General features: G+C 48.5%; 32 protein-coding genes. 1 reads left to right on the top strand and 31 read right to left on the bottom strand.

Going from position 1 to position 19,076, the window contains the following annotated elements:
* The first annotated feature begins 14 nt into the window (after positions 1-14).
* Positions 15-962, top strand: a complete 948-nt coding sequence (locus ACFFJP_RS00160) for a 1-aminocyclopropane-1-carboxylate deaminase/D-cysteine desulfhydrase (protein ID WP_377239248.1) — start codon at positions 15-17, stop codon at positions 960-962.
* Here the strand turns inward: ACFFJP_RS00160 and ACFFJP_RS00155 are convergent.
* The 31 genes from ACFFJP_RS00155 to ACFFJP_RS00005 form a co-directional block, all read right to left on the bottom strand.
* Positions 927-2,582, bottom strand: coding sequence for an EAL domain-containing protein (locus tag ACFFJP_RS00155; protein WP_377239247.1), 1,656 nt, complete (start codon positions 2,580-2,582; stop codon positions 927-929). The two genes, ACFFJP_RS00160 and ACFFJP_RS00155, sit on opposite strands and share 36 nt — an antisense overlap.
* A 457-nt stretch (positions 2,583-3,039) precedes the next feature.
* Positions 3,040-3,438 (bottom strand): 50S ribosomal protein L17, encoded by a 399-nt coding sequence (gene rplQ / locus ACFFJP_RS00150; protein WP_377239246.1) that lies wholly within the window; start codon positions 3,436-3,438, stop codon positions 3,040-3,042.
* A gap of 39 nt (positions 3,439-3,477) precedes the next feature.
* Positions 3,478-4,467, bottom strand: a complete 990-nt coding sequence (locus tag ACFFJP_RS00145; protein ID WP_031568298.1) for a DNA-directed RNA polymerase subunit alpha — start codon at positions 4,465-4,467, stop codon at positions 3,478-3,480.
* A 27-nt stretch (positions 4,468-4,494) separates the two neighbouring features.
* Positions 4,495-5,115 carry a 30S ribosomal protein S4 gene (gene rpsD / locus ACFFJP_RS00140; protein WP_377239245.1) on the bottom strand — a complete coding sequence of 207 codons (621 nt, stop codon included), beginning with the start codon at positions 5,113-5,115 and terminating at the stop codon, positions 4,495-4,497.
* A 31-nt stretch (positions 5,116-5,146) separates the two neighbouring features.
* Positions 5,147-5,536: a 30S ribosomal protein S11 gene (gene rpsK / locus ACFFJP_RS00135; RefSeq protein WP_031568300.1), complete on the bottom strand. Its 390-nt coding sequence runs from the start codon at positions 5,534-5,536 to the stop codon at positions 5,147-5,149.
* Between the two features lie 13 nt (positions 5,537-5,549).
* Positions 5,550-5,906, bottom strand: coding sequence for a 30S ribosomal protein S13 (rpsM, locus tag ACFFJP_RS00130; RefSeq protein ID WP_031568301.1), 357 nt, complete (start codon positions 5,904-5,906; stop codon positions 5,550-5,552).
* Positions 5,907-6,038: 132 nt separating this feature from the next.
* Positions 6,039-6,152: a 50S ribosomal protein L36 gene (gene rpmJ / locus ACFFJP_RS00125; RefSeq protein ID WP_082335860.1), complete on the bottom strand. Its 114-nt coding sequence runs from the start codon at positions 6,150-6,152 to the stop codon at positions 6,039-6,041.
* 22 nt (positions 6,153-6,174) lie between these two features.
* Entirely contained in the window at positions 6,175-7,503 is a 1,329-nt protein-coding gene (gene secY, locus ACFFJP_RS00120) for a preprotein translocase subunit SecY (protein ID WP_377239244.1), read from the bottom strand.
* Between the two features lie 15 nt (positions 7,504-7,518).
* Positions 7,519-7,953 carry a 50S ribosomal protein L15 gene (gene rplO / locus ACFFJP_RS00115; RefSeq protein WP_377239242.1) on the bottom strand — a complete coding sequence of 145 codons (435 nt, stop codon included), beginning with the start codon at positions 7,951-7,953 and terminating at the stop codon, positions 7,519-7,521.
* 3 nt (positions 7,954-7,956) lie between these two features.
* The gene (gene rpmD / locus ACFFJP_RS00110) at positions 7,957-8,139 is read right to left on the bottom strand and encodes a 50S ribosomal protein L30 (protein ID WP_377239241.1); all 183 of its coding nucleotides are present in this window, start codon (positions 8,137-8,139) and stop codon (positions 7,957-7,959) included.
* Positions 8,140-8,145: 6 nt separating this feature from the next.
* Positions 8,146-8,649 (bottom strand): 30S ribosomal protein S5, encoded by a 504-nt coding sequence (rpsE, locus tag ACFFJP_RS00105; protein WP_377239240.1) that lies wholly within the window; start codon positions 8,647-8,649, stop codon positions 8,146-8,148.
* Positions 8,650-8,658: 9 nt separating this feature from the next.
* Positions 8,659-9,009: a 50S ribosomal protein L18 gene (rplR, locus tag ACFFJP_RS00100; RefSeq protein WP_377239239.1), complete on the bottom strand. Its 351-nt coding sequence runs from the start codon at positions 9,007-9,009 to the stop codon at positions 8,659-8,661.
* Between the two features lie 9 nt (positions 9,010-9,018).
* Positions 9,019-9,552: a 50S ribosomal protein L6 gene (rplF, locus tag ACFFJP_RS00095; RefSeq protein ID WP_377239238.1), complete on the bottom strand. Its 534-nt coding sequence runs from the start codon at positions 9,550-9,552 to the stop codon at positions 9,019-9,021.
* 15 nt (positions 9,553-9,567) lie between these two features.
* Positions 9,568-9,960 carry a 30S ribosomal protein S8 gene (gene rpsH, locus ACFFJP_RS00090; RefSeq protein ID WP_377239237.1) on the bottom strand — a complete coding sequence of 131 codons (393 nt, stop codon included), beginning with the start codon at positions 9,958-9,960 and terminating at the stop codon, positions 9,568-9,570.
* A gap of 20 nt (positions 9,961-9,980) precedes the next feature.
* On the bottom strand, positions 9,981-10,286 hold the full coding sequence (rpsN, locus tag ACFFJP_RS00085) for a 30S ribosomal protein S14 (RefSeq protein WP_031568310.1): 306 nt from the start codon (positions 10,284-10,286) through the stop codon (positions 9,981-9,983).
* An 11-nt stretch (positions 10,287-10,297) separates the two neighbouring features.
* A complete protein-coding gene (gene rplE, locus ACFFJP_RS00080) occupies positions 10,298-10,837 on the bottom strand; it encodes a 50S ribosomal protein L5 (protein ID WP_031568311.1) in 540 nt (179 codons plus the stop codon).
* A 20-nt stretch (positions 10,838-10,857) separates the two neighbouring features.
* Positions 10,858-11,172, bottom strand: a complete 315-nt coding sequence (rplX, locus tag ACFFJP_RS00075) for a 50S ribosomal protein L24 (protein WP_377239236.1) — start codon at positions 11,170-11,172, stop codon at positions 10,858-10,860.
* Between the two features lie 9 nt (positions 11,173-11,181).
* Positions 11,182-11,550 carry a 50S ribosomal protein L14 gene (rplN, locus tag ACFFJP_RS00070; protein WP_377239235.1) on the bottom strand — a complete coding sequence of 123 codons (369 nt, stop codon included), beginning with the start codon at positions 11,548-11,550 and terminating at the stop codon, positions 11,182-11,184.
* A 174-nt stretch (positions 11,551-11,724) separates the two neighbouring features.
* Positions 11,725-11,979 (bottom strand): 30S ribosomal protein S17, encoded by a 255-nt coding sequence (gene rpsQ / locus ACFFJP_RS00065; RefSeq protein ID WP_031568314.1) that lies wholly within the window; start codon positions 11,977-11,979, stop codon positions 11,725-11,727.
* Positions 11,979-12,170, bottom strand: coding sequence for a 50S ribosomal protein L29 (gene rpmC / locus ACFFJP_RS00060; RefSeq protein WP_031568315.1), 192 nt, complete (start codon positions 12,168-12,170; stop codon positions 11,979-11,981). The genes rpsQ and rpmC overlap by 1 nt, the downstream gene beginning before the upstream one ends.
* Positions 12,170-12,583 (bottom strand): 50S ribosomal protein L16, encoded by a 414-nt coding sequence (gene rplP / locus ACFFJP_RS00055; RefSeq protein ID WP_377239234.1) that lies wholly within the window; start codon positions 12,581-12,583, stop codon positions 12,170-12,172. Before rplP ends, rpmC begins: the two co-directional genes overlap by 1 nt.
* A 12-nt stretch (positions 12,584-12,595) precedes the next feature.
* Positions 12,596-13,309, bottom strand: a complete 714-nt coding sequence (gene rpsC / locus ACFFJP_RS00050; RefSeq protein WP_031568317.1) for a 30S ribosomal protein S3 — start codon at positions 13,307-13,309, stop codon at positions 12,596-12,598.
* A 9-nt stretch (positions 13,310-13,318) separates the two neighbouring features.
* Positions 13,319-13,651 (bottom strand): 50S ribosomal protein L22, encoded by a 333-nt coding sequence (rplV, locus tag ACFFJP_RS00045; RefSeq protein ID WP_377239233.1) that lies wholly within the window; start codon positions 13,649-13,651, stop codon positions 13,319-13,321.
* Positions 13,652-13,662: 11 nt separating this feature from the next.
* Positions 13,663-13,941 carry a 30S ribosomal protein S19 gene (gene rpsS / locus ACFFJP_RS00040; protein ID WP_031568319.1) on the bottom strand — a complete coding sequence of 93 codons (279 nt, stop codon included), beginning with the start codon at positions 13,939-13,941 and terminating at the stop codon, positions 13,663-13,665.
* Between the two features lie 19 nt (positions 13,942-13,960).
* A complete protein-coding gene (gene rplB, locus ACFFJP_RS00035) occupies positions 13,961-14,785 on the bottom strand; it encodes a 50S ribosomal protein L2 (RefSeq protein WP_377239232.1) in 825 nt (274 codons plus the stop codon).
* Between the two features lie 16 nt (positions 14,786-14,801).
* Positions 14,802-15,104 carry a 50S ribosomal protein L23 gene (rplW, locus tag ACFFJP_RS00030; protein WP_377239231.1) on the bottom strand — a complete coding sequence of 101 codons (303 nt, stop codon included), beginning with the start codon at positions 15,102-15,104 and terminating at the stop codon, positions 14,802-14,804.
* Positions 15,101-15,706 (bottom strand): 50S ribosomal protein L4, encoded by a 606-nt coding sequence (gene rplD / locus ACFFJP_RS00025; protein WP_377239230.1) that lies wholly within the window; start codon positions 15,704-15,706, stop codon positions 15,101-15,103. The genes rplW and rplD overlap by 4 nt, the downstream gene beginning before the upstream one ends.
* Positions 15,707-15,725: 19 nt before the next feature.
* Complete coding sequence (gene rplC, locus ACFFJP_RS00020; RefSeq protein WP_031568323.1) at positions 15,726-16,364, bottom strand: 50S ribosomal protein L3; 639 nt, start codon at positions 16,362-16,364, stop codon at positions 15,726-15,728.
* Between the two features lie 29 nt (positions 16,365-16,393).
* Positions 16,394-16,705 (bottom strand): 30S ribosomal protein S10, encoded by a 312-nt coding sequence (gene rpsJ, locus ACFFJP_RS00015; protein WP_008899121.1) that lies wholly within the window; start codon positions 16,703-16,705, stop codon positions 16,394-16,396.
* Positions 16,706-17,008: 303 nt separating this feature from the next.
* Entirely contained in the window at positions 17,009-18,742 is a 1,734-nt protein-coding gene (locus ACFFJP_RS00010; RefSeq protein ID WP_377239228.1) for an acyl-CoA dehydrogenase family protein, read from the bottom strand.
* A gap of 263 nt (positions 18,743-19,005) precedes the next feature.
* Positions 19,006-19,076 (bottom strand): EF-Tu C-terminal domain-related protein (locus ACFFJP_RS00005; protein WP_377243332.1); only part of this gene is annotated, 71 nt, incomplete at its 5' end.

Here is a 19,076-nt window from a genome sequence, read left to right as displayed (position 1 = left end):
GTCTGGCTGCATCTGTGAACACACCGTTTTATCAACAACACTGGCAACAAATCCATTTGCCAATCTTGACGCAACACCAGACAGAGTTGTGGATTTGTCATCTGCAGTGCCGTGTGCCAGCGATCGCAGGCAATAAATGGTTGAAACTAAAGTACCATATTCAGCATATACAACAATATGAAAAAACGGGAATTCTGACCTTTGGCGGCGCCTTTTCCAACCACTTAGCTGCTGTCGCTGCTGCGGGAAAAGCCTTTGGCTTTCAAACGCATGCAATTGTGCGTCACGATAGCGCTGTGCTGAATCCAACCTTGGTTGCATGTCAGGAACAAGGTATGCAGCTGAGTTTTGTCAGCCCGCAGCAGTACCGGCTACGCCAGCAGTCAGATTATCTGACGACATTGCAGCAACAATTTGCGGATTGGCTGTTGGTGCCAGAAGGTGGCACCGCTACTTTAGGGGTAAAGGGGGTCGCTGAATTGCTACTACACCACACCCCGGCCGGCGCGGCGAACCTCATCTGTTGCGCCACCGGCAGTGGCGGCACTGTGGCCGGACTGGCACTGGGGCACCCGCAAATACCGGTTTGGGGGATCACTGTGGTGAAAGACGCCAGTCTCGCCGGAAAAATTGCCGCTTTGGCACCGGATCACCGCAATTGGCAACTGATACCAGATTGCAGTGGTCAGCGTTATGGCCAATTTGACGACGAAACTTTGCAGCTCTGTTTGCAGCTCAGTGAGCAGGATCTGCCACTGGAGCCGGTGTATACCGGCAAGGCACTGCACACTCTGCTGACTGCGTTGAGCGAGCGGCGCATTCAAGCCGGCCAACGGCTGGTATTTTTCCATAGTGGGGGCTTACAGGGGCTCGATGGTTTGTTACACCAAAACCGCATCACGCCAGCACAATATCAGCAGATTAAATCAGCTGAGCTGCGCCTGTGGCATCAGTTCGGCTAACGGCTGACTGAAGTAGAACCCCTGCGCGCCATTGACACCTAACTTCTGCAACATCTGCCATTCCGCTTGTGATTCGACGCCGGTGGCGATCACTTTGACGCCACGGGCCTGATGACTGGCCACCAAGCCGCGGATAAATAACTGTTGCTCCAGCTGGCTGTCGATATGCCGAACCACAGATGCATGCAACTTCACGGCCTCCACAGGCAATTCTGTCAGATACTGACAAGGGCTGATGTTTAAGCCGACATGGTCAATGATCAGACTAAATCCCTGCTGTTGCAGCCGAACCAACTTCGGCTTCAATTTCTTATATTGCTTAATCAGATGGTATTCGTCGATTTCAAGCGCGAGCTGGGAGGCCACCAGTTGGCCCGTCTGCAGACTATGCTGCAGCCATTGCATGAAATCCTGATTGAGTAAGGACTCCACAGTCATATTCACACTGCAGCGCACCCCCATCTTTTGTTCCAACTGACAAAGCTTTGCTGCTTTGCTCAGTACATACTGGTCTAGCGCTGCCGTTAACCCGCAGTTCACCGCCATCGGCAGAAATACAGCTGCCGCTAATTTATCACCATCACTGCTTTGTAAGCGGACCAGTACCTCATGCTGAATAATGTCATGTTGCTGCCAGGAGAAAACTGGCTGGAAACTTAATAGAAAGCGGTGCTCTCTGAGGGCGTTGCCCAGTTCAGTTCGCCACCAGACTGACCCCTTAATTTTGGGTTTATGCTCCGGATAAAACCCAAAAGCCGCATTGGGTCCCTGCAACTGTGCGGTTTTTAACGCCATATCCGCTTCTGACATCACCTGATAGCTGGTTTGCCCCTGCTGATAAATCACGTAACCCAGATGCACCAGATCAAAGTCTTCATAGCCGGCAAAAAAGCTGGCTCGGCTCAATACCATCGCCAATCGGTCGCCAAGCTGCTCTGCGTCTTTTTGTTCCATCCCAGGGATCAGCAATGCCAAATCGGCGTCGGCTACACGGGCCAGAACAGACATTGCAAGGTGGTTGACCAGTTGCTGAATTAAATCCGCACTGCCGGCCAACCGTTGTATAGCATCGTTGGGGCCAACACTGAGTTCCGGATGGCTGAGCTGGATCAAAAATAACGCGCCGGATTGTGGTTCGGCCGGATCAAGTAAGTAGTGTTGGAGTTTGCTTTCAAAATAGATCCGGTTGCCGATGGCAAGTTCGTGATCGACCAGACCTTGTACCCGCACCAGTTGCCGGATCTCCTGTTCACGCCGCAGCTGATGCTGCAGCGTCTGGCGCAACAACACCAAGCGGTCGGGTAAACTGCTGTCGCGGCTGAGCGGTAAATAAGCGTCCTGTAATAATTCGTCCACCCGACTGGTCAGTTCTAACTCTGACTGTTGCTGAGCGTGCGCCTGAGCACTGAGGTCAAATAGCCAGCGATGCATTGACACCAGTAGTCCACTCAGCAACAGGTGCACCACGCTGAGCACTGGCAGCGACCACAATGCTGCCGGCTGTAATAACCACCATAGGCTCTGGCTGGCCAGCAAAAAAACGCTATTCCCCAACACCAGCAGCAGTGCGACACTTTGGATATAGGGTCTGTGTAATAACCAGTTTCTTAGCAATTCCATCACGCTCACACCAAGCCAGCTCAGCCTTTCAGTGTTGGTGCAGCGCAGCACTTTGTCGAGGAAATGCCGACAATTTTAACCAGTGTTCTACACGAAGCGGAGTAAAGTCGTTAGCCATGCTCCAGCTGGCAAGCCAATTAGGCTTTGTGCGGGGTAGAGTGTGAAAATTAGACCAAAGCGTAAATGAGATCTCCGGCAGGCAGCACTAGCGCTGTAAGCTGACGAGGCAGTAGGTTGTCACTTCGACAACTCAGCAGCTCGGTGGTTACAGCAAAACTCGTACAGTTGGCTGCTAAGTCTACAGCCTTACAACAGCGGGGAGATGTGGCGGACATGTTGGCCAGGCAAAACAACTTATTGAAAATACCAGCAGCTAAGGAGCAGAACCGAGTTTGTCACTGCATCAAAAATTTGCAAAAAAAAGCCGGCTGACGCCGGCTTTTTAATATCGAGCTGATTACTCAGCAGCAGTTTCTTCAACTGGCAGAGCGCCCACTTCTGGACGGTCAACTAACTCGATGTATGCCATTGGTGCATTGTCACCAGTACGGAAGCCACACTTCAGAATACGAGTGTAACCACCTGGACGCGCGTTGTAACGCGGGCCTAAAACGTTGAACAGTAAACCAACAACTTCTTTATCACGTGTACGGGCAAAAGCTAAACGGCGGTTTGCAACGCTATCATTTTTAGCCAGTGTGATCAGAGGTTCGATTACACGGCGTAACTCTTTTGCTTTTGGCAGAGTCGTTTTGATGATTTCGTGCTTCACCAGCGAGCTTGCCATATTGCGGAACATTGCCTGACGGTGGCTGCTGTTCCGGTTTAACTGACGACCACTCTTGCGATGGCGCATGATCTATTCCTTCTCACTAAACCAGGAACTGGTATCTGGTTAGTCTTTATTTACCAAACTTGCTGGCGGCCAGTTTTCCAGGCGCATGCCCAGAGATAACCCACGTGACGCCAACACGTCTTTGATTTCGGTAAGTGACTTTTTACCCAGGTTAGGCGTCTTCAGAAGCTCAACCTCGGTACGTTGCACCAGATCACCAATGTACTGAATCTGCTCTGCCTTCAGACAGTTGGCAGAACGAACTGTTAATTCCAGATCATCGACAGGACGTAACAGAATCGGATCAAACTCCGGCTTCTCTTCACGTTTTTCTGGCTCGCTCTTGTCGCGCAGTTCTACGAAGAACTCCAGCTGTTCAGCCAGAATAGTCGCAGCACGACGAATTGCTTCCTCCGGCTCAACAGTGCCGTTGGTTTCCATGTCGATTACCAGTTTGTCCAGGTCAGTACGCTGTTCAACCCGTGCAGCTTCAACCGAATAAGCAATACGCTCAACCGGGCTGAAAGACGCATCGAGTAACAAACGACCGATTGGACGTTCGTCATCTTCAGAGGACACTCGGGCTGATGCAGGCACGTAACCGCGACCACGTTGTACCTTCAGGCGCATACTGAACTCAGTCTCGCCAGTCAGGTTACAGATCACGTGTTCCGGATTTACGATAACCACACCGTCGCCACGCTGGATGTCTCCAGCAGTTACAGGGCCAGCACCTTTTTTGGTTAAAGTCAGAGTGACTTCGTCTTTGTCTTCCAAACGAACGGCTAAGCCTTTCAGGTTCAAAAGGATATCGATGATATCTTCTTGTACGCCTTCTTTGGCGCTGTACTCATGAAGCACGCCGTCGATTTCCACTTCCGTCACAGCACAACCTGGCATAGACGATAAAAGGATCCGACGTAACGCGTTGCCCAAGGTATGCCCGAAACCGCGCTCAAGTGGTTCCAAAGTAACTTTGGCACGAGTTGGGTTGATTTTTTCGATACCAACTAATCTCGGCTTAAGGAATTCGGTGACAGAACCCTGCATTGTATCCTCTCTTAAGAAAATGCCTTACTACTTAGAGTAAAGCTCGACGATTAACTGTTCGTTGATGTCAGCAGACAAATCTGAACGCTCTGGACGACGCTTGTAAGTGCCTTCCATCTTTTTCGTGTCAACTTCAACCCAAGTTGGTTTTTCACGTTGTTCAGCGACTTCTAAAGCAGCAACGATACGTGCTTGCTTCTTCGCTTTTTCGCGAACAGCGATCACTTGTTCTGGTGACACAGCGTAAGATGGGATATTCACAACGCGGCCATCAAGCATGATAGCTTTGTGGCTGACTAACTGACGTGCTTCTGCACGCGTGCTTGCCAGACCCATGCGATACACTACGTTGTCCAGACGTGATTCCAACAACTGGAGCAGGTTTTCGCCGGTGTTACCCTTCAAACGAGCAGCTTCTTTGTAATAGTTACGGAACTGCTTCTCTAATACGCCATAAATACGACGTACTTTTTGTTTTTCGCGTAATTGTAAACCGTAGTCCGATAAGCGACCGCGACGAGCGCCGTGCTGACCTGGAGCAGTTGTTAAATTACACTTTGAATCGATTGCTCTGACGCCGCTTTTCAGGAACAGGTCTGTTCCTTCGCGACGACTCAGTTTGAGCTTAGGACCCAAATATCTTGCCATCTTCTTTCTCCAATAATCTTAGAAGCGCTTGTTACACGCGACGTTTTTTCGGTGGACGGCAACCATTGTGTGGAATTGGCGTCACGTCGGTGATATTCGTAATGCGGTAGCCAGCGGCGTTCAGCGCACGAATGGCTGATTCGCGACCTGGACCAGGACCGTTAACGAACACTTCAAGATTCTTCAGACCATATTCTAACGCGGCAGTACCAGCACGCTCAGCAGCAACCTGTGCAGCAAACGGCGTAGACTTACGCGAACCACGGTAACCTGAACCACCTGCAGTTGCCCAGCACAGAGCATTGCCTTGACGGTCGGTAATCGTGACGATGGTATTGTTGAAAGACGCATGGATATGAGCCATACCGTCAGAAACTTGCTTTTTTACCCGTTTACGAGTACGAACTGGTGCTTTAGCCATGTTTTACCCCGTTTTATTTCTTGATTGCTTTGCGTGGGCCCTTGCGGGTACGCGCGTTAGTTTTAGTGCGCTGACCACGAACCGGCAGACTACGACGATGACGCAGGCCACGGTAGCAACCAAGGTCCATCAAACGTTTGATGTTTAACGTGATTTCACGGCGTAAGTCACCTTCAACGGTGTACTTCGCAACTTCGTCACGAAGAGTATCGAGCTCTGCGTCAGATAACGTAGAGATTTTACGATTTTCTTCGATGCCCACTGCTGCCAGGATGGCTTTTGAGCGGGTCTTACCGATACCAAAAACATAGGTCAAAGAAATGACCGCATGTTTATTATCGGGGATGTTAATGCCAGCGATACGGGCCACTAACGTTCTCCTATAAATGAGTTTAAGGGTGCCGATTTGAAAAGCCCGTAAGGATACTCAAACGGCGGCCATATTGCAACAATAAGTCCGGGCCAAACCAAATAGTTCAGCCCTGACCTAATGTTTCTGCTGTTAGCCTTGACGTTGTTTGTGCTTAGGCTCTACACAAATTACCCGCACAACGTTGTTGCGCTTGATAACTTTGCAGTTACGGCAGATCTTCTTAACGGAAGCTCGTACTTTCATAACTTAACTCCGCAATATTACCTTAACGACCGAAGCCCTTAAGGTTTGCTTTTTTAAGCACAGACTCGTATTGATGCGACATCAAGTGGGTCTGTACCTGTGCCATAAAGTCCATAATCACGACGACAATAATCAGTAAAGATGTACCGCCGAAATAGAATTGCACATCGAGTGCAACCATCATGAACTCAGGAACCAAACAGATAAAGGTAATGTATGCCGCGCCAGCTAAGGTCAGGCGTGTCATCACTTTATCAATGTATTTAGACGTCTGCTCACCAGGGCGAATACCCGGAATAAAGGCGCCAGATTTTTTCAGGTTGTCTGCCGTTTCACGTGGATTAAACACCAACGCTGTGTAAAAGAAACAGAAGAACACGATAGCCGCAGCATATAAAATAATATACAACGGTTGTCCCTGAGACAGCATCAAAGCCAGCTCTTGGAAAAAGTTAGCTATCATACCATCACCTGTACCAAACCAGGTAGCAATTGTTCCTGGGAACAAGATGATGCTTGATGCGAAGATCGGTGGAATAACGCCAGCCATGTTGACTTTAAGCGGCAAATGACTGCTTTGCGCAGCATAGACCTGACGGCCTTGCTGACGTTTCGCATAATTCACCACAATGCGTCGCTGACCACGTTCGAAGAAAACTACGAACCAGGTTACAACCACTACGATAACCGCAATAAACAACAGTAACAAAAAGTGCATATCGCCTTGACGTGCCATCTCAATCGTCTGGCCTACGGCAGACGGGAAGCCAGCAACAATACCAGTGAAGATCAACAACGAAATACCATTGCCAATACCGCGTTCAGTAACCTGCTCACCCAACCACATTAAAAACATGGTGCCAGTGACAAGACTAATCACAGCAATCAGATAGAAACCAAAACCTGGATTAATAACCAGGCCAGGCATCATATTTGGTAAACCTGTTGCAATACTGGCCGCCTGAACAGTGGCCAGTCCCAAGGTACCGTAACGTGTATACTGATTAATTTTACGTCGGCCAGCCTCACCCTCTTTCTTCAGTTCAGCCATTTTCGGGTGCATCACCGTCAACAGTTGAACAATAATAGAAGCAGAGATGTAAGGCATTATACCGAGTGCAAACACAGATGCACGCTCAAGGGCACCACCGCTGAACATGTTAAACATTTCAACGATGGTACCTTTTTGTTGCTCGAATAATTGAGCTAGCACGGTGGCGTCAATTCCAGGAATTGGCACAAATGAGCCTAGTCGGAAAATGACTACGGCAAAAAGCACCACCAACAGACGAGCCTTCAGTTCACTGAGGCCGCCTTTGGCGCTTTTTAAGTCCTGACCTGGTTTAGCCATCGCGTACTATCCTTATTATTCTTCGACTTTACCGCCAGCGGCTTCGATCGCAGCACGAGCACCCTTCGTTACACGCAGACCTTTCACAGTGATTGGACGAGCCAGCTCACCAGACAGAACTACTTTTGCAAACTTGATGTTACGTGCAATTACGTTCGCTTCGGTCAGAGTGCTCAGATCAGCAACATCACCAGCAACCAGAGCCAGCTCGTGCAGACGCACTTCAGCAGACACCAGACCTTTTAATGATGTGAAACCGAACTTAGGCAGACGCTGTTTCAGAGGCATTTGACCGCCTTCGAAACCAGGACGTACTTTACCGCCTGAACGAGACTTCAGACCTTTGTGACCACGACCAGCGGTTTTACCCAAGCCAGAGCCGATACCACGACCTAAACGGCGCTTCTCTTTTTTCGAACCTGGAGCCGGAGAAAGTGTATTTAATAACATCGCTTACTCCTCAACCTTAACCATGTAATACACTGCGTTGATCATACCGCGCACTGAAGGAGTATCTTCCAGTGTTACAGTGTGACCAATACGGCGTAAGCCTAAACCAACCAGAGTCGCTCTGTGCTTCGGCAGACGGCCGATGCCTGACTTGATTTGGGTTACTTTAATAGTCTTTTGAGCCATGGCAAATTACCCCAGAATGTCGTCAACGCGTAGGCCACGTTTCGCAGCAACCTGAGCTGGCGATTTGATCGCAGACAGGGCGTTGACAGTAGCGCGAACTACGTTGATTGGGTTGGTTGAGCCGTAGCATTTTGACAGTACGTTCTGTACGCCAGCTACTTCTAACACAGCGCGCATTGCACCACCGGCGATGATACCGGTACCTTCAGACGCCGGTTGCATGTACACGTTTGAACCAGCGTGTACCCCCTTAACCGGGTGATGAAGAGTGTTACCATTTAACTCAACTTGAGTCATGTTACGACGTGCTTTTTCCATTGCTTTTTGAATAGCAGCTGGTACTTCGCGCGCTTTACCGTAACCGAAGCCTACACGGCCGTTACCGTCGCCCACAACAGTCAGAGCAGTGAAGGAAAAAATCCGGCCACCCTTAACTACTTTAGACACACGGTTCACAGCAACCAGCTTCTCTTGTAAATCAGATTGTTGTTTAGCTTCTACGTTAGCCATGATCTACTCCTAGAATTGAAGACCGGCTTCACGCGCCGCGTCCGCTAAAGCTTGAACGCGACCATGATACTGGAAACCGCTACGGTCAAAGGCAACAGCAGTCACGCCTTTAGCCAGTGCACGTTCAGCGATTGCTTTACCTACAGCTTTAGCAGCATCTACGTTACCGGTGTACTTCAGTGCTTCGCGGATTGAAACTTCAACAGTAGAAGCTGCAGCGATCACTTCAGCATTTGGTGCGATAAGCTGAGCGTAAATGTGGCGTGGTGTACGATGTACAACCAAGCGGTTCGCACCTTGTTCGATAATGTTTCTGCGAACGCGTTTCGCGCGGCGCAGACGAGCAAGTTTCTTATCCATCGCTCTACCTTACTTTTTCTTGGCTTCTTTACGACGCACGTTTTCGTTCGCGTAACGGACACCTTTGCCTTTATATGGCTCTGGTTTACGGTACGCCCGGATGTTCGCAGCGACTTGGCCAACCAGTTGTTTGTCAGCACCTTTCACCAGAACTTCAGTCTGAGAAGGAGTTTCAATCGTGATACCAGCCGGAACTTCAAAAGCAACCGGATGTGAGAAACCCAGAGACAGGTTCAGAACCTTGCCTTCAGCTTTCGCACGATAACCAACACCAACTAATTCCAGTTTGCGGGTGTAACCTTCAGAAACACCAACAACCAGGTTGTTTATTAACGCACGAGCGGTACCCGCTTGAGCGTTAGCGCCTTCAAAACCGTCGCGAGGATTGGTACGAACAACGTTACCATCAACAACGATTTCAACTGCTGCGTTAACGTTTAACGTCAACTCGCCGTTTTTGCCTTTGATCGCCACGTTCTGACCATTCAGTGTGATTGACACACCTGTAGGCAGGGCGATGGGGGCTTTAGCTACACGAGACATAGATTACTACCTCCGTTACGCTACGTAGCCGATGATTTCGCCACCGATACCAACCTTGCGTGCAGCACGGTCAGTCATTAGCCCTTTAGATGTAGACACGATAGCCACACCTAAACCACCCATTACTTTTGGTAACTCGCCGCGTTTCTTATAGATACGCAGGCCTGGACGGCTAACACGATCGATAGTTTCAATAACTGATTTGCCCTGGAAATACTTTAAAGTAACTTCCAGTTCTGCTTTTACATCAGCAGAAACAGCGAAATCTTCGATGTAACCTTCGTCTTTTAATACTTTCGCAATTGCAATCTTCAGTTTTGAAGATGGCATCTTAACCGCAACTTTTTTGGCAGCTTGGCCGTTACGGATGCGAGTAAACATATCCGCTACTGGATCTTGCAAACTCATAGCTGTTACTCCCGTGATTCTTACCAGCTGGCCTTACGAAGGCCAGGAATTTCACCGCGCATTGCTGCTTCACGGACCTTGATCCGGCTCATGCCGAATTTACGCAGGTACCCGTGTGGACGGCCAGTGATACGGCAACGGTTACGTTGACGCACAGGGCTTGAATCACGCGGTAACGTTTGCAGCTTCAGAACTGCAGCCCAACGGTCTTCGTCAGAAGTCGCTGGATTAGCAATAGCGTCCCGCAGCGCATGACGTTGCTCAGCGTATTTGGCTACCAGTTGTGCACGCTTTAATTCACGTGCTTTCATTGATTGTTTTGCCATGACCCTATACCTTATTTCTTAAATGGGAAGTTAAACGCGGCAAGTAATGCACGTCCTTCGTCATCGGTACGAGCAGTAGTAGTGATAGTGATATCTAAACCACGTACCGCATCTACTTTGTCGTAATCGATTTCTGGGAAAATGATTTGCTCACGAACGCCCATAGAATAGTTACCACGGCCATCGAACGATTTAGGGTTTACACCACGGAAGTCACGGATACGCGGAATAGCGATCGATACCAGACGTTCCAGGAAATCCCACATACGCTCGCCGCGCAGGGTCACTTTGGCACCAATAGGGTAGCCTTCACGGATCTTGAAACCAGCAACTGATTTACGGGCTTTAGTAACAAGTGGCTTTTGACCAGAGATAGCGGTCAAATCAGCAACAGCGTTTTCTAAAACTTTTTTATCAGCAACAGCTTCACCAACACCCATATTGAGTGTGATTTTGACAATCCGAGGGACTTGCATGACGCTGGTGTAGCCGAACTGTTTAAACAGTTCCGGAACTACGGTGTCTTTATAAATTTCATGCAGTTTCGCCATCGTATTACTCCAATAGCTATTTAGATTTTTTCATTATTCGATTTGAAGAAGCGAACTTTCTTGCCATCTTCAAAGCGGAAACCAACGCGATCTGCTTTACCCGTTGCTGGGTTAACAATCGCTACGTTTGATACGTGAATTGAGGCTTCTTTTTCAACGATGCCACCTGGAACATTCAGGGCCGGAACCGGCTTCTGATGTTTCTTAACCAGGTTCACACCTGAAACATAAACACGACCTTCATCAACTAATACTTTAGTGACTTTGCCTTGTTTACCTTTGTCCTTACCAGTAAGAACAACTACCTCATCATCACGACGGATTTTGCTAGCCATTGTGACTCCTTACAGTACTTCTGGGGCCAGAGAAACGATCTTCATGAATTTATCACCACGAAGTTCGCGGGTAACCGGTCCAAAAATACGTGTGCCGATCGGTTCCAGCTTGTTGTTTAACAACACAGCTGCATTGCGATCAAAACGGATCAATGAACCGTCCTGACGGCGTACGCCTTTGCGTGTACGCACCACCACAGCATTCAGAACGTCACCTTTTTTGACCTTGCCGCGAGGAATTGCTTCCTTGACAGTGATCTTGATGACGTCACCGATAGCTGCATAACGGCGATGCGAACCACCTAAGACCTTAATACACATTACGCTGCGCGCGCCGCTGTTGTCTGCGACTTCCAGCATAGATTGCATCTGGATCATCTTAGTGCTCCGCTATTCCACTACTATTACCCTTTCGGATAACGCTGTTTTTTCAATTTACTACCCCTACATGAGGGCGCGAGATTATAACAGCCCTTTCTGCAAAGTGGTAGCTCAAAATAAAAGCGGCCCATAAAAGGACCGCTTTTTTTTTCGGCAAAATTCCAAAAGGAATTAAGATGCTGACTCTACTACCGCAACCAGAGTCCAAGACTTGGTTTTAGAAAGAGGACGGCACTCGCGAATAGTCACGATATCGCCTTCTTTACATACGTTAGCTTCGTCATGTACGTGCAGCTTGGTAGTGCGCGTAATGAACTTACCGTAGATCGGGTGTTTCACGTTGCGCTCGATAGCAACAACAATAGACTTGTCCATTTTGTTGCTAATCACTTTACCTTGCAGAGTACGGGTGTTTAATTCGCTCATTACGCACCTGCCTTCTCAGTTAAGATGGTCTTTACACGTGCGATATCGCGACGCACCGTTTTCAGCAAATGAGTTTGAGCTAACTGACCTGTAGCCGCTTGCATGCGCAGGTTGAACTGCTCACGTAAAAGACCCAGTAATTCAGCGTTTAACTCTTCTACGCTTTTTGCTTTCAGTTCGCTGGCTTTCATCACAATACCGTCCGCGTTACAAAGGTTGTCTTAAATGGAAGTTTGGCAGAAGCCAATGCAAATGCATGACGAGCCAGTTCTTCCGACACACCGTCCATTTCGTACAGGACTTTGCCAGGTCTAATCTGGCATACCCAGTACTCCACGCTACCTTTACCACTACCCATACGAACTTCGAGTGGTTTTTGCGTCATTGGCTTGTCTGGGAACACACGGATCCAGATTTTACCAACACGTTTTACGGCGCGGGTCATGGCACGACGTGCAGATTCAATTTGACGTGAAGTCATTTGACCACGTTCAACTGCTTTCAGTGCGAAGGTACCGAAGCTTACTTTGTCACCAGAGGTGGCTAAGCCGCGGTTGCGTCCTTTGTGCACTTTACGAAATTTAGTACGTTTTGGTTGCAACATCGCTCAATACTCCTACTTAGCCTTACGTGGAGCCGGTTTTTTCGGCGCCTTAGGCTGTTTGTCGTTGTTGGCGTTATTGTTGTTGGCCAGTGGTAAACCACCCAGGATCTCGCCTTTGAAGATCCAAACTTTAACACCAATGATACCGTAAGTAGTCAAAGCTTCTGATGTTGAGTAGTCGATATCAGCACGCAGAGTGTGTAACGGCACACGGCCTTCACGATACCACTCATCACGTGCGATTTCTGCACCACCTAAACGGCCAGAAACCTGAACTTTGATACCTTTCGCGCCTAAACGCATAGCGTTCTGTACTGCACGCTTCATAGCGCGACGGAACATTACGCGGCGTTCAAGCTGGCTACTGATAGAATCAGCAACTAACTTGGCATCCAGTTCTGGCTTACGGATTTCAGAGATATTGATCTGTGCAGGCACGCCAGCGATAGTCGCGACAGCTTTGCGCAGTTTTTCAACGTCTTCACCTTTTTTACCGATGATCACGCCCGGACGAGCAGTGTGAATAGTCACACGGATGCTTTTCGCAGGACGTTCAATATCGATCCGGCTTACTGAAGCAGCTTTCAGTTCTTTTGTCAGATACTGACGAACTTTAAAGTCACCAACCAGGAAATCCGGGAAATCTTTTGTATTCGCGTACCAGGTTGAGCTCCAAGGCTTAGTGATACCTAGGCGAATACCATTAGGATGTACTTTCTGTCCCATTTCTCACTCCTAGTTATCAGCTACAACCACAGTAATGTGGCTGGTACGCTTGACGATACGGTCAGCACGGCCTTTGGCACGTGGCTTAATCCGCTTCATTGACGGACCTTCGTCAACAAACACAGTTTTCACTTTCAGAGCGTCGATATCGGCGCCTTCATTGTGTTCTGCGTTCGCAATGGCTGATAAAAGAACCTTTTTAACCAGCTCAGCCGCTTTTTTCGGGCTGTAGGTTAAAACATCTAACGCCTTACCAACTGTCAGACCACGGATTTGGTCAGCAACCAAACGAGTTTTCTGAGCAGATGAACGGGCAAATTTATGTTTTGCTAATGCTTGCATTTATTTACCCCTTAGCGTTTCTTGGCCTTTTTGTCGGCTGCATGACCACGGTATGTACGAGTTGGTGAAAACTCACCTAACTTGTGACCAACCATCTCTTCAGAGACGATTACCGGTACATGTTGACGACCATTATGGACAGCGATGGTCAAACCGATCATTTGTGGAATGATCATTGAACGACGGCTCCAAGTCTTGATAGGCTTCTTGTCACCGCTTTCCAACGCTTTCTCTACCTTCTTCAGCAAGTGAAGGTCGATAAATGGACCTTTCTTGAGAGAACGTGGCATGGCAATTCCTCACATTAAATTATTTGTCACGACGACGGACAATGAACTTGTCTGTACGCTTGTTCGCACGGGTCTTGTAACCTTTGGTTGGTACACCCCATGGTGTAACCGGGTGACGGCCACCAGAAGATTTACCTTCACCACCACCGTGTGGGTGGTCTACCGGGTTCATTACAACACCACGAACCGTTGGACGTACACCGCGCCAGCGCATTGCACCTGCTTTACCATACTGGCGCAGCATGTGTTCGGCGTTGCCGATTTCACCGATAGTTGCACGGCAATCAGCCAGCACTTTGCGCATTTCACCGCTGCGCAGACGCAGAGTGACATATGCACCGTCACGCGCCAGGATCTGGGCAAAAGCACCAGCTGAACGCATTAACTGGCCGCCTTTACCTGGCTTCAGTTCGATGTTGTGAACGATTTGACCCACTGGGATGTTACGCAGTGGCATGGTGTTACCAGATTTAATTGGTGAATCCATACCAGACTGAACTACATCACCAGCTTTTAAGCCTTTTGGTGCCAGGATGTAACGACGCTCGCCGTCTGCATACAACACCAGAGCGATGTTAGCAGTACGGTTTGGATCGTATTCCAGGCGCTCAACTTTAGCCGGGATACCGTCTTTATTACGCTTGAAGTCAACTAAACGGTAATGTTGCTTGTGGCCACCACCGATGTGACGAGTCGTAATACGACCGTGGTTGTTACGACCACCAGTCTTTGTGTTCTTCTCTAACAAAGGCGCATATGGCTTGCCTTTGTGCAGGTCTGGGTTGACCACTTTTAAAACGTGGCGACGACCTGGTGACGTAGGTTTACACTTAACAAGTGCCATTTCCTAACTCCTCTTATTACTCAGCGCCGCCAACTAAATCGAGCTCGCTGCCTTCTTTAAGAGTAACGTAAGCTTTTTTCCAATCGCTACGTTGGCCAGTACGCATACCAGTGCGCTTGGTCTTACCCTTAACGTTAACAGTGCGAACACCAACTACTTCCACTTCGAACAGTTTCTGAACGGCAGCTTTAATGTCTGCTTTAGTAGACGTGGTTGATACTTTGAACACGACTGTGTTGTTGGTTTCTGCCGCAATCGTGCTCTTCTCAGATACGTGCGGAGCCAGAATCACCTTCAGTAAACGTTCTTCACGGATCATGCTAACATCTCCTCGATTTGTTTAACTGCAGCTGCAGTCATCAACACTTTGTCGAAGGCGATTAAGCTGACTGGGTCGATACCGTGAACATCACGCACGTCAACCTTGTACAGGTTGCGAGCTGATAAGAACAGGTTCTCGTCAACTTCTGCAGTAACGATCAGAACATCTTTCAGTTCCATCGCTTTTAATTTAGCTGCCAGTTCCTGAGTTTTTGGTGTTTCAACATTGAAGTTTTCAACAACCAATAAACGGTCTTGACGAACTAATTCAGAAAGAATGCTCATGATCGCGCCGCGATACATTTTTCTGTTAACTTTTTGGCTGTGATCTTGTGGCTTAGCCGCAAACGTCACACCACCGCCGCGCCAAATTGGGCTACGGATTGTACCAGCACGGGCACGACCAGTACCCTTCTGGCGCCATGGCTTCTTACCGCCACCGCGTACTTCTGAACGGGTCAGTTGAGCACGGGTACCTTGACGGGCGCCAGCTGCGTATGCAACTACTACCTGATGTACCAGAGCTTCATTGAACTCACGTCCAAAGGTAGCTTCGGAAACTTCAAGAACGCCTTTAGCGTCTCTTAATGCTAATTCCATCACTCATCTCCTCCAGACGTTAGCTTTTGACCGCTGGTTTAACAATCACATCACCACCGATAGCACCAGGGACAGCGCCCTTCACTAACAGAATGTTGCGTGCTGCATCAACACGTACAACTTCCAGAGACTGGACTGTTACACGCTCTGCACCCATATGGCCGGCCATTTTTTTACCTTTGAATACTTTACCTGGTGATTGGTTTTGACCAATTGAACCTGGTACACGGTGTGACAGAGAGTTACCGTGAGTTGCATCCTGAGTACGGAAATTCCAGCGCTTTACAGTACCGGCAAAACCTTTACCTTTTGATGTGCCTGTGACATCAACTTTTTTCGTCTCTGCGAAAACTTCAACAGTAATCTCGCTGCCGACTTGAATGTCAGCGCCTTCGTTATCTTGCAGGCGGAATTCCCACAGACCACGACCGGCTTCAACACCAGCTTTTGCAAACTGACCAGCGTCTGGCTTGTTCAGGCGGCTTGCCTTTACAGTGCCAGCAGTCACTTGCAGTGCGCTATAGCCATGAACGTCTTGCGTTTTGATGGCAGTAACGCGGTTTGGTGTTGCTTCGATTACGGTTACTGGGATTGATACGCCATCTTCAGTGAAGATGCGAGTCATGCCCACTTTACGACCGATTAGACCGATAGCCATATCCTAAACCTCTCTAAAAACCTGTCTGATTAGCCCAGGCTGATTTGAACGTCAACGCCAGCAGGCAGATCTAAACGCATCAGTGCGTCAACAGTCTTTTCTGTTGGCTCAACGATGTCGATTAAACGCTTGTGGGTACGGATTTCGTACTGATCACGTGCATCTTTATTGACGTGAGGAGAAATCAATACAGTGAAACGTTCCTGGCGAGTCGGAAGTGGGATAGGACCACGAACCTGCGCGCCCGTACGCTTAGCTGTGTCAACGATTTCCATAGTTGACTGATCGATCAAACGGTGATCGAACGCTTTCAGACGGATGCGAATCCTTTGATTACTCATAAATCAAAGCCTCAAAGAGCAAAAAGAGCAAAAATAAACAAGGGCAGTCATATTCCAAACGGAATGACGCCTTTGCACCATGTTACATTGACCTTCCAATCGAAGGTCCTGTTGTGCACTGGGACACGACGCAACAATCAATGTTGTAGCTGTTTGTACCGAGTGCCAGCCTGAGTCTAAGCCAAGGCTGGACGCGCATTATACGCAATCCTTTGAGAAAAACAAGCGTCTGTTTTATTTTTGAACAACTCAGCGGACAAATAGACTGAGCCCGCAGATACGGGCTCAGTTTTTGCTGGGTGACTAGATCAATGAAGGATTAATCGCTGAAAGTGATTGCTGAACGATATGAAGGTATCCATAAGCCTTTGGCATAATGCGGCTAAAGTAGAAGTCAGCTGTTTGCCGTTTTGACGCGATAAACTCTTCGCCTTCAATGCAATCCCCGAGCGCAGCAAGTGTTTTATTCCACATGTGGCCGAACAACAGATATCCGGTTAGGTCCAACAGGTCACAGGCATGTGATTGTAACAACGATGGAAGTGCCTCTTTCTGCTGCGCTAAGCTGCCAATTAGCACTTGATACTGATTTAATAACTCTGACAACGCAGGCTGCGGGCTCACACTCAGGCCGGCCGCAATCTCTTGCAAAATTTGTTGGATTGCTGCACCACCATCAGCAAAGAGCTTGCGTCCAGCAAAGTCTAAGGCTTGGATCCCATTGGTACCTTCATAAATTTGAGCAATCCTTACATCACGAACCCACTGCTCCATACCCCATTCTTTTATATAACCATGACCACCAAATACCTGTTGTGCCATAACGCAGCTATCAAAGCCCCGATCCGTAAGGAATGCTTTGGTTACTGGGGTGAGCAGGCTGGCAACTGCCAAGGCATTTTGATCTTCACCAAACTTAGCTTGATCTAATTGGTGCGCTACATACACAGAAAAACTGCGACCGGCTTCGGTCAGCGCTTTTGCAGTTAGCAGCATGCGCTGTACATCCGGATGCTGAATAATAGGATCTGCTTTGTTTGCATCTTTTGTAACAACTCGACCTTGCAGCCGGTCATTGGCATAAAGCCTGGCATTTTGAAATGCCCGTTCTGCGGCCCCGACCCCTTGGCTGCCCATTGCAAGGCGTTCGTAGTTCATCATGGTGAACATCGCCGCCAGACCTTTATTCGGCTCGCCAAGTAAATATCCTTTGGCGTCATCGAAATTCATTACACAACTCGCCGATGCATGAATACCCATTTTGTGTTCGACCGAACCGCATTGCAGTGAGTTTCGCAACTCTGTTTTATGGCCGTTCGTATCTAGCATGAACTTAGGTACAAGAAACAAAGAGATCCCACGAGAACCTGCGGGCGCGTCTGGCAACTTCGCCAATACCAGATGAATAATATTATCTGTCAGATCATGTTCACCGGCTGTAATAAAGATTTTACTACCACTGATTAGGTAACTACCATCCGCTTGTGGCTTTGCCTGGGTGCGCATAATTCCCAAGTCTGAACCTGCATGTGCTTCAGTCAGGCACATCGTCGCTGACCACTCCCCGCTATAAAGCCTTGGCAGAATATGTTGCTTAGTGGTTTCATCAGCATACTGAAGTAAAGTTACACAGGCCCCTGCGGTTAAACCTGAATACAATGAAAATGCGATATCTGCGCTGCACATCATCTCTTCGTACAAAGTAGCCAAAGATTTTGGCATGCCCATACCGCCGTATTCAGGGTCGCCAGATAATGCTGTCCATCCGCCCTCGCACAGTTGCTGGTAATTCACTTTGTAATGTTCAGGCGTTGTGACATTTCCTACCTGCCACTGCACTCCCGTTTCATCAGCTAGTTGCGCCTTTGGCGCTATCAGTTCAGCCGTGACCTTACCAGCTTCATCTAAAATAGCGCTTGCTGTGTCGGCTTCAATTCGCTCGCTGAGTATGTTATTCCCTGACCAAAATTGCTGCACTTTCCACAGCTGAAACAGGTTGAACCGCATATCAGCTAACGGCGCTTGGTAAATACTCATGACAACTCTCCTTCTGGTACGATGAGTTATTTTTAACAGAAACTGAAATGATGTTCAAACACTTGTTTGAATCTCTGAAAATAAACTAAGACTAGTTGCAAGCAATGCTTTACGCGAGTGTGTTAGAACTAATTTTGTGACAGGGTTCTATGTGGATTTTCGACTGAACAAAATAGCGTCTGCGGAATTGACGCAGCCCGCTGGCAAATGAAGGCTAGAAAACAAAAAGGGCTCCAGAGGAGCCCTTTTCTATATCCGGACTATTACGCCAGGATCTTCGCTACTACGCCCGCACCTACTGTACGGCCGCCTTCACGGATTGCAAAACGCAGAC

This window comes from Rheinheimera tilapiae, assembly GCF_042432165.1.
Classification (GTDB): Bacteria; Pseudomonadota; Gammaproteobacteria; order Enterobacterales; family Alteromonadaceae; genus Pararheinheimera; species Pararheinheimera tilapiae.
The sequence above is the reverse complement of the archived record's forward strand: the minus strand, read 5'-3'. Positions and strand labels throughout refer to the sequence as shown.

Excerpts from the sequence above, each read along its gene's own strand:
- rplQ (WP_377239246.1), bottom strand. The coding sequence starts at position 3,438 with ATGCGCCATCGCAAGAGTGGTCGTCAGTTAAACCGGAACAGCAGCCAC.
- rpsC (WP_031568317.1), bottom strand. The coding sequence starts at position 13,309 with ATGGGACAGAAAGTACATCCTAATGGTATTCGCCTAGGTATCACTAAG.
- ACFFJP_RS00155 (WP_377239247.1), bottom strand. The coding sequence starts at position 2,582 with ATGGAATTGCTAAGAAACTGGTTATTACACAGACCCTATATCCAAAGT.
- rplX (WP_377239236.1), bottom strand. The coding sequence starts at position 11,172 with ATGGCTAGCAAAATCCGTCGTGATGATGAGGTAGTTGTTCTTACTGGT.
- rpmC (WP_031568315.1), bottom strand. The coding sequence starts at position 12,170 with ATGAAAGCCAGCGAACTGAAAGCAAAAAGCGTAGAAGAGTTAAACGCT.
- rpmJ (WP_082335860.1), bottom strand. The coding sequence starts at position 6,152 with ATGAAAGTACGAGCTTCCGTTAAGAAGATCTGCCGTAACTGCAAAGTT.
- rplO (WP_377239242.1), bottom strand. The coding sequence starts at position 7,953 with ATGTTATTAAATACACTTTCTCCGGCTCCAGGTTCGAAAAAAGAGAAG.
- rplC (WP_031568323.1), bottom strand. The coding sequence starts at position 16,364 with ATGGCTATCGGTCTAATCGGTCGTAAAGTGGGCATGACTCGCATCTTC.
- rplV (WP_377239233.1), bottom strand. The coding sequence starts at position 13,651 with ATGCAAGCATTAGCAAAACATAAATTTGCCCGTTCATCTGCTCAGAAA.
- rplB (WP_377239232.1), bottom strand. The coding sequence starts at position 14,785 with ATGGCACTTGTTAAGTGTAAACCTACGTCACCAGGTCGTCGCCACGTT.
- rplE (WP_031568311.1), bottom strand. The coding sequence starts at position 10,837 with ATGGCGAAACTGCATGAAATTTATAAAGACACCGTAGTTCCGGAACTG.
- rplF (WP_377239238.1), bottom strand. The coding sequence starts at position 9,552 with ATGTCTCGTGTAGCTAAAGCCCCCATCGCCCTGCCTACAGGTGTGTCA.
- rplN (WP_377239235.1), bottom strand. The coding sequence starts at position 11,550 with ATGATCCAGATGCAATCTATGCTGGAAGTCGCAGACAACAGCGGCGCG.
- rplD (WP_377239230.1), bottom strand. The coding sequence starts at position 15,706 with ATGGAATTAGCATTAAGAGACGCTAAAGGCGTTCTTGAAGTTTCCGAA.
- rpsH (WP_377239237.1), bottom strand. The coding sequence starts at position 9,960 with ATGAGTTTGCAAGATCCAGTAGCGGATATGTTTACTCGCATCCGTAAC.
- ACFFJP_RS00145 (WP_031568298.1), bottom strand. The coding sequence starts at position 4,467 with ATGCAGGGTTCTGTCACCGAATTCCTTAAGCCGAGATTAGTTGGTATC.
- rpsQ (WP_031568314.1), bottom strand. The coding sequence starts at position 11,979 with ATGAGCGAATTAAACACCCGTACTCTGCAAGGTAAAGTGATTAGCAAC.
- rpsJ (WP_008899121.1), bottom strand. The coding sequence starts at position 16,705 with ATGAGTAATCAAAGGATTCGCATCCGTCTGAAAGCGTTCGATCACCGT.
- rplP (WP_377239234.1), bottom strand. The coding sequence starts at position 12,583 with ATGTTGCAACCAAAACGTACTAAATTTCGTAAAGTGCACAAAGGACGC.
- rpsS (WP_031568319.1), bottom strand. The coding sequence starts at position 13,941 with ATGCCACGTTCTCTCAAGAAAGGTCCATTTATCGACCTTCACTTGCTG.
- secY (WP_377239244.1), bottom strand. The coding sequence starts at position 7,503 with ATGGCTAAACCAGGTCAGGACTTAAAAAGCGCCAAAGGCGGCCTCAGT.
- rplR (WP_377239239.1), bottom strand. The coding sequence starts at position 9,009 with ATGGATAAGAAACTTGCTCGTCTGCGCCGCGCGAAACGCGTTCGCAGA.
- ACFFJP_RS00010 (WP_377239228.1), bottom strand. The coding sequence starts at position 18,742 with ATGAGTATTTACCAAGCGCCGTTAGCTGATATGCGGTTCAACCTGTTT.
- rpsK (WP_031568300.1), bottom strand. The coding sequence starts at position 5,536 with ATGGCTAAAGCACCAGTTCGTACTCGTAAACGGGTAAAAAAGCAAGTT.
- rplW (WP_377239231.1), bottom strand. The coding sequence starts at position 15,104 with ATGATCCGTGAAGAACGTTTACTGAAGGTGATTCTGGCTCCGCACGTA.
- rpmD (WP_377239241.1), bottom strand. The coding sequence starts at position 8,139 with ATGGCTCAAAAGACTATTAAAGTAACCCAAATCAAGTCAGGCATCGGC.
- rpsE (WP_377239240.1), bottom strand. The coding sequence starts at position 8,649 with ATGGCTAACGTAGAAGCTAAACAACAATCTGATTTACAAGAGAAGCTG.
- rpsD (WP_377239245.1), bottom strand. The coding sequence starts at position 5,115 with ATGGCAAGATATTTGGGTCCTAAGCTCAAACTGAGTCGTCGCGAAGGA.
- rpsN (WP_031568310.1), bottom strand. The coding sequence starts at position 10,286 with ATGGCAAAACAATCAATGAAAGCACGTGAATTAAAGCGTGCACAACTG.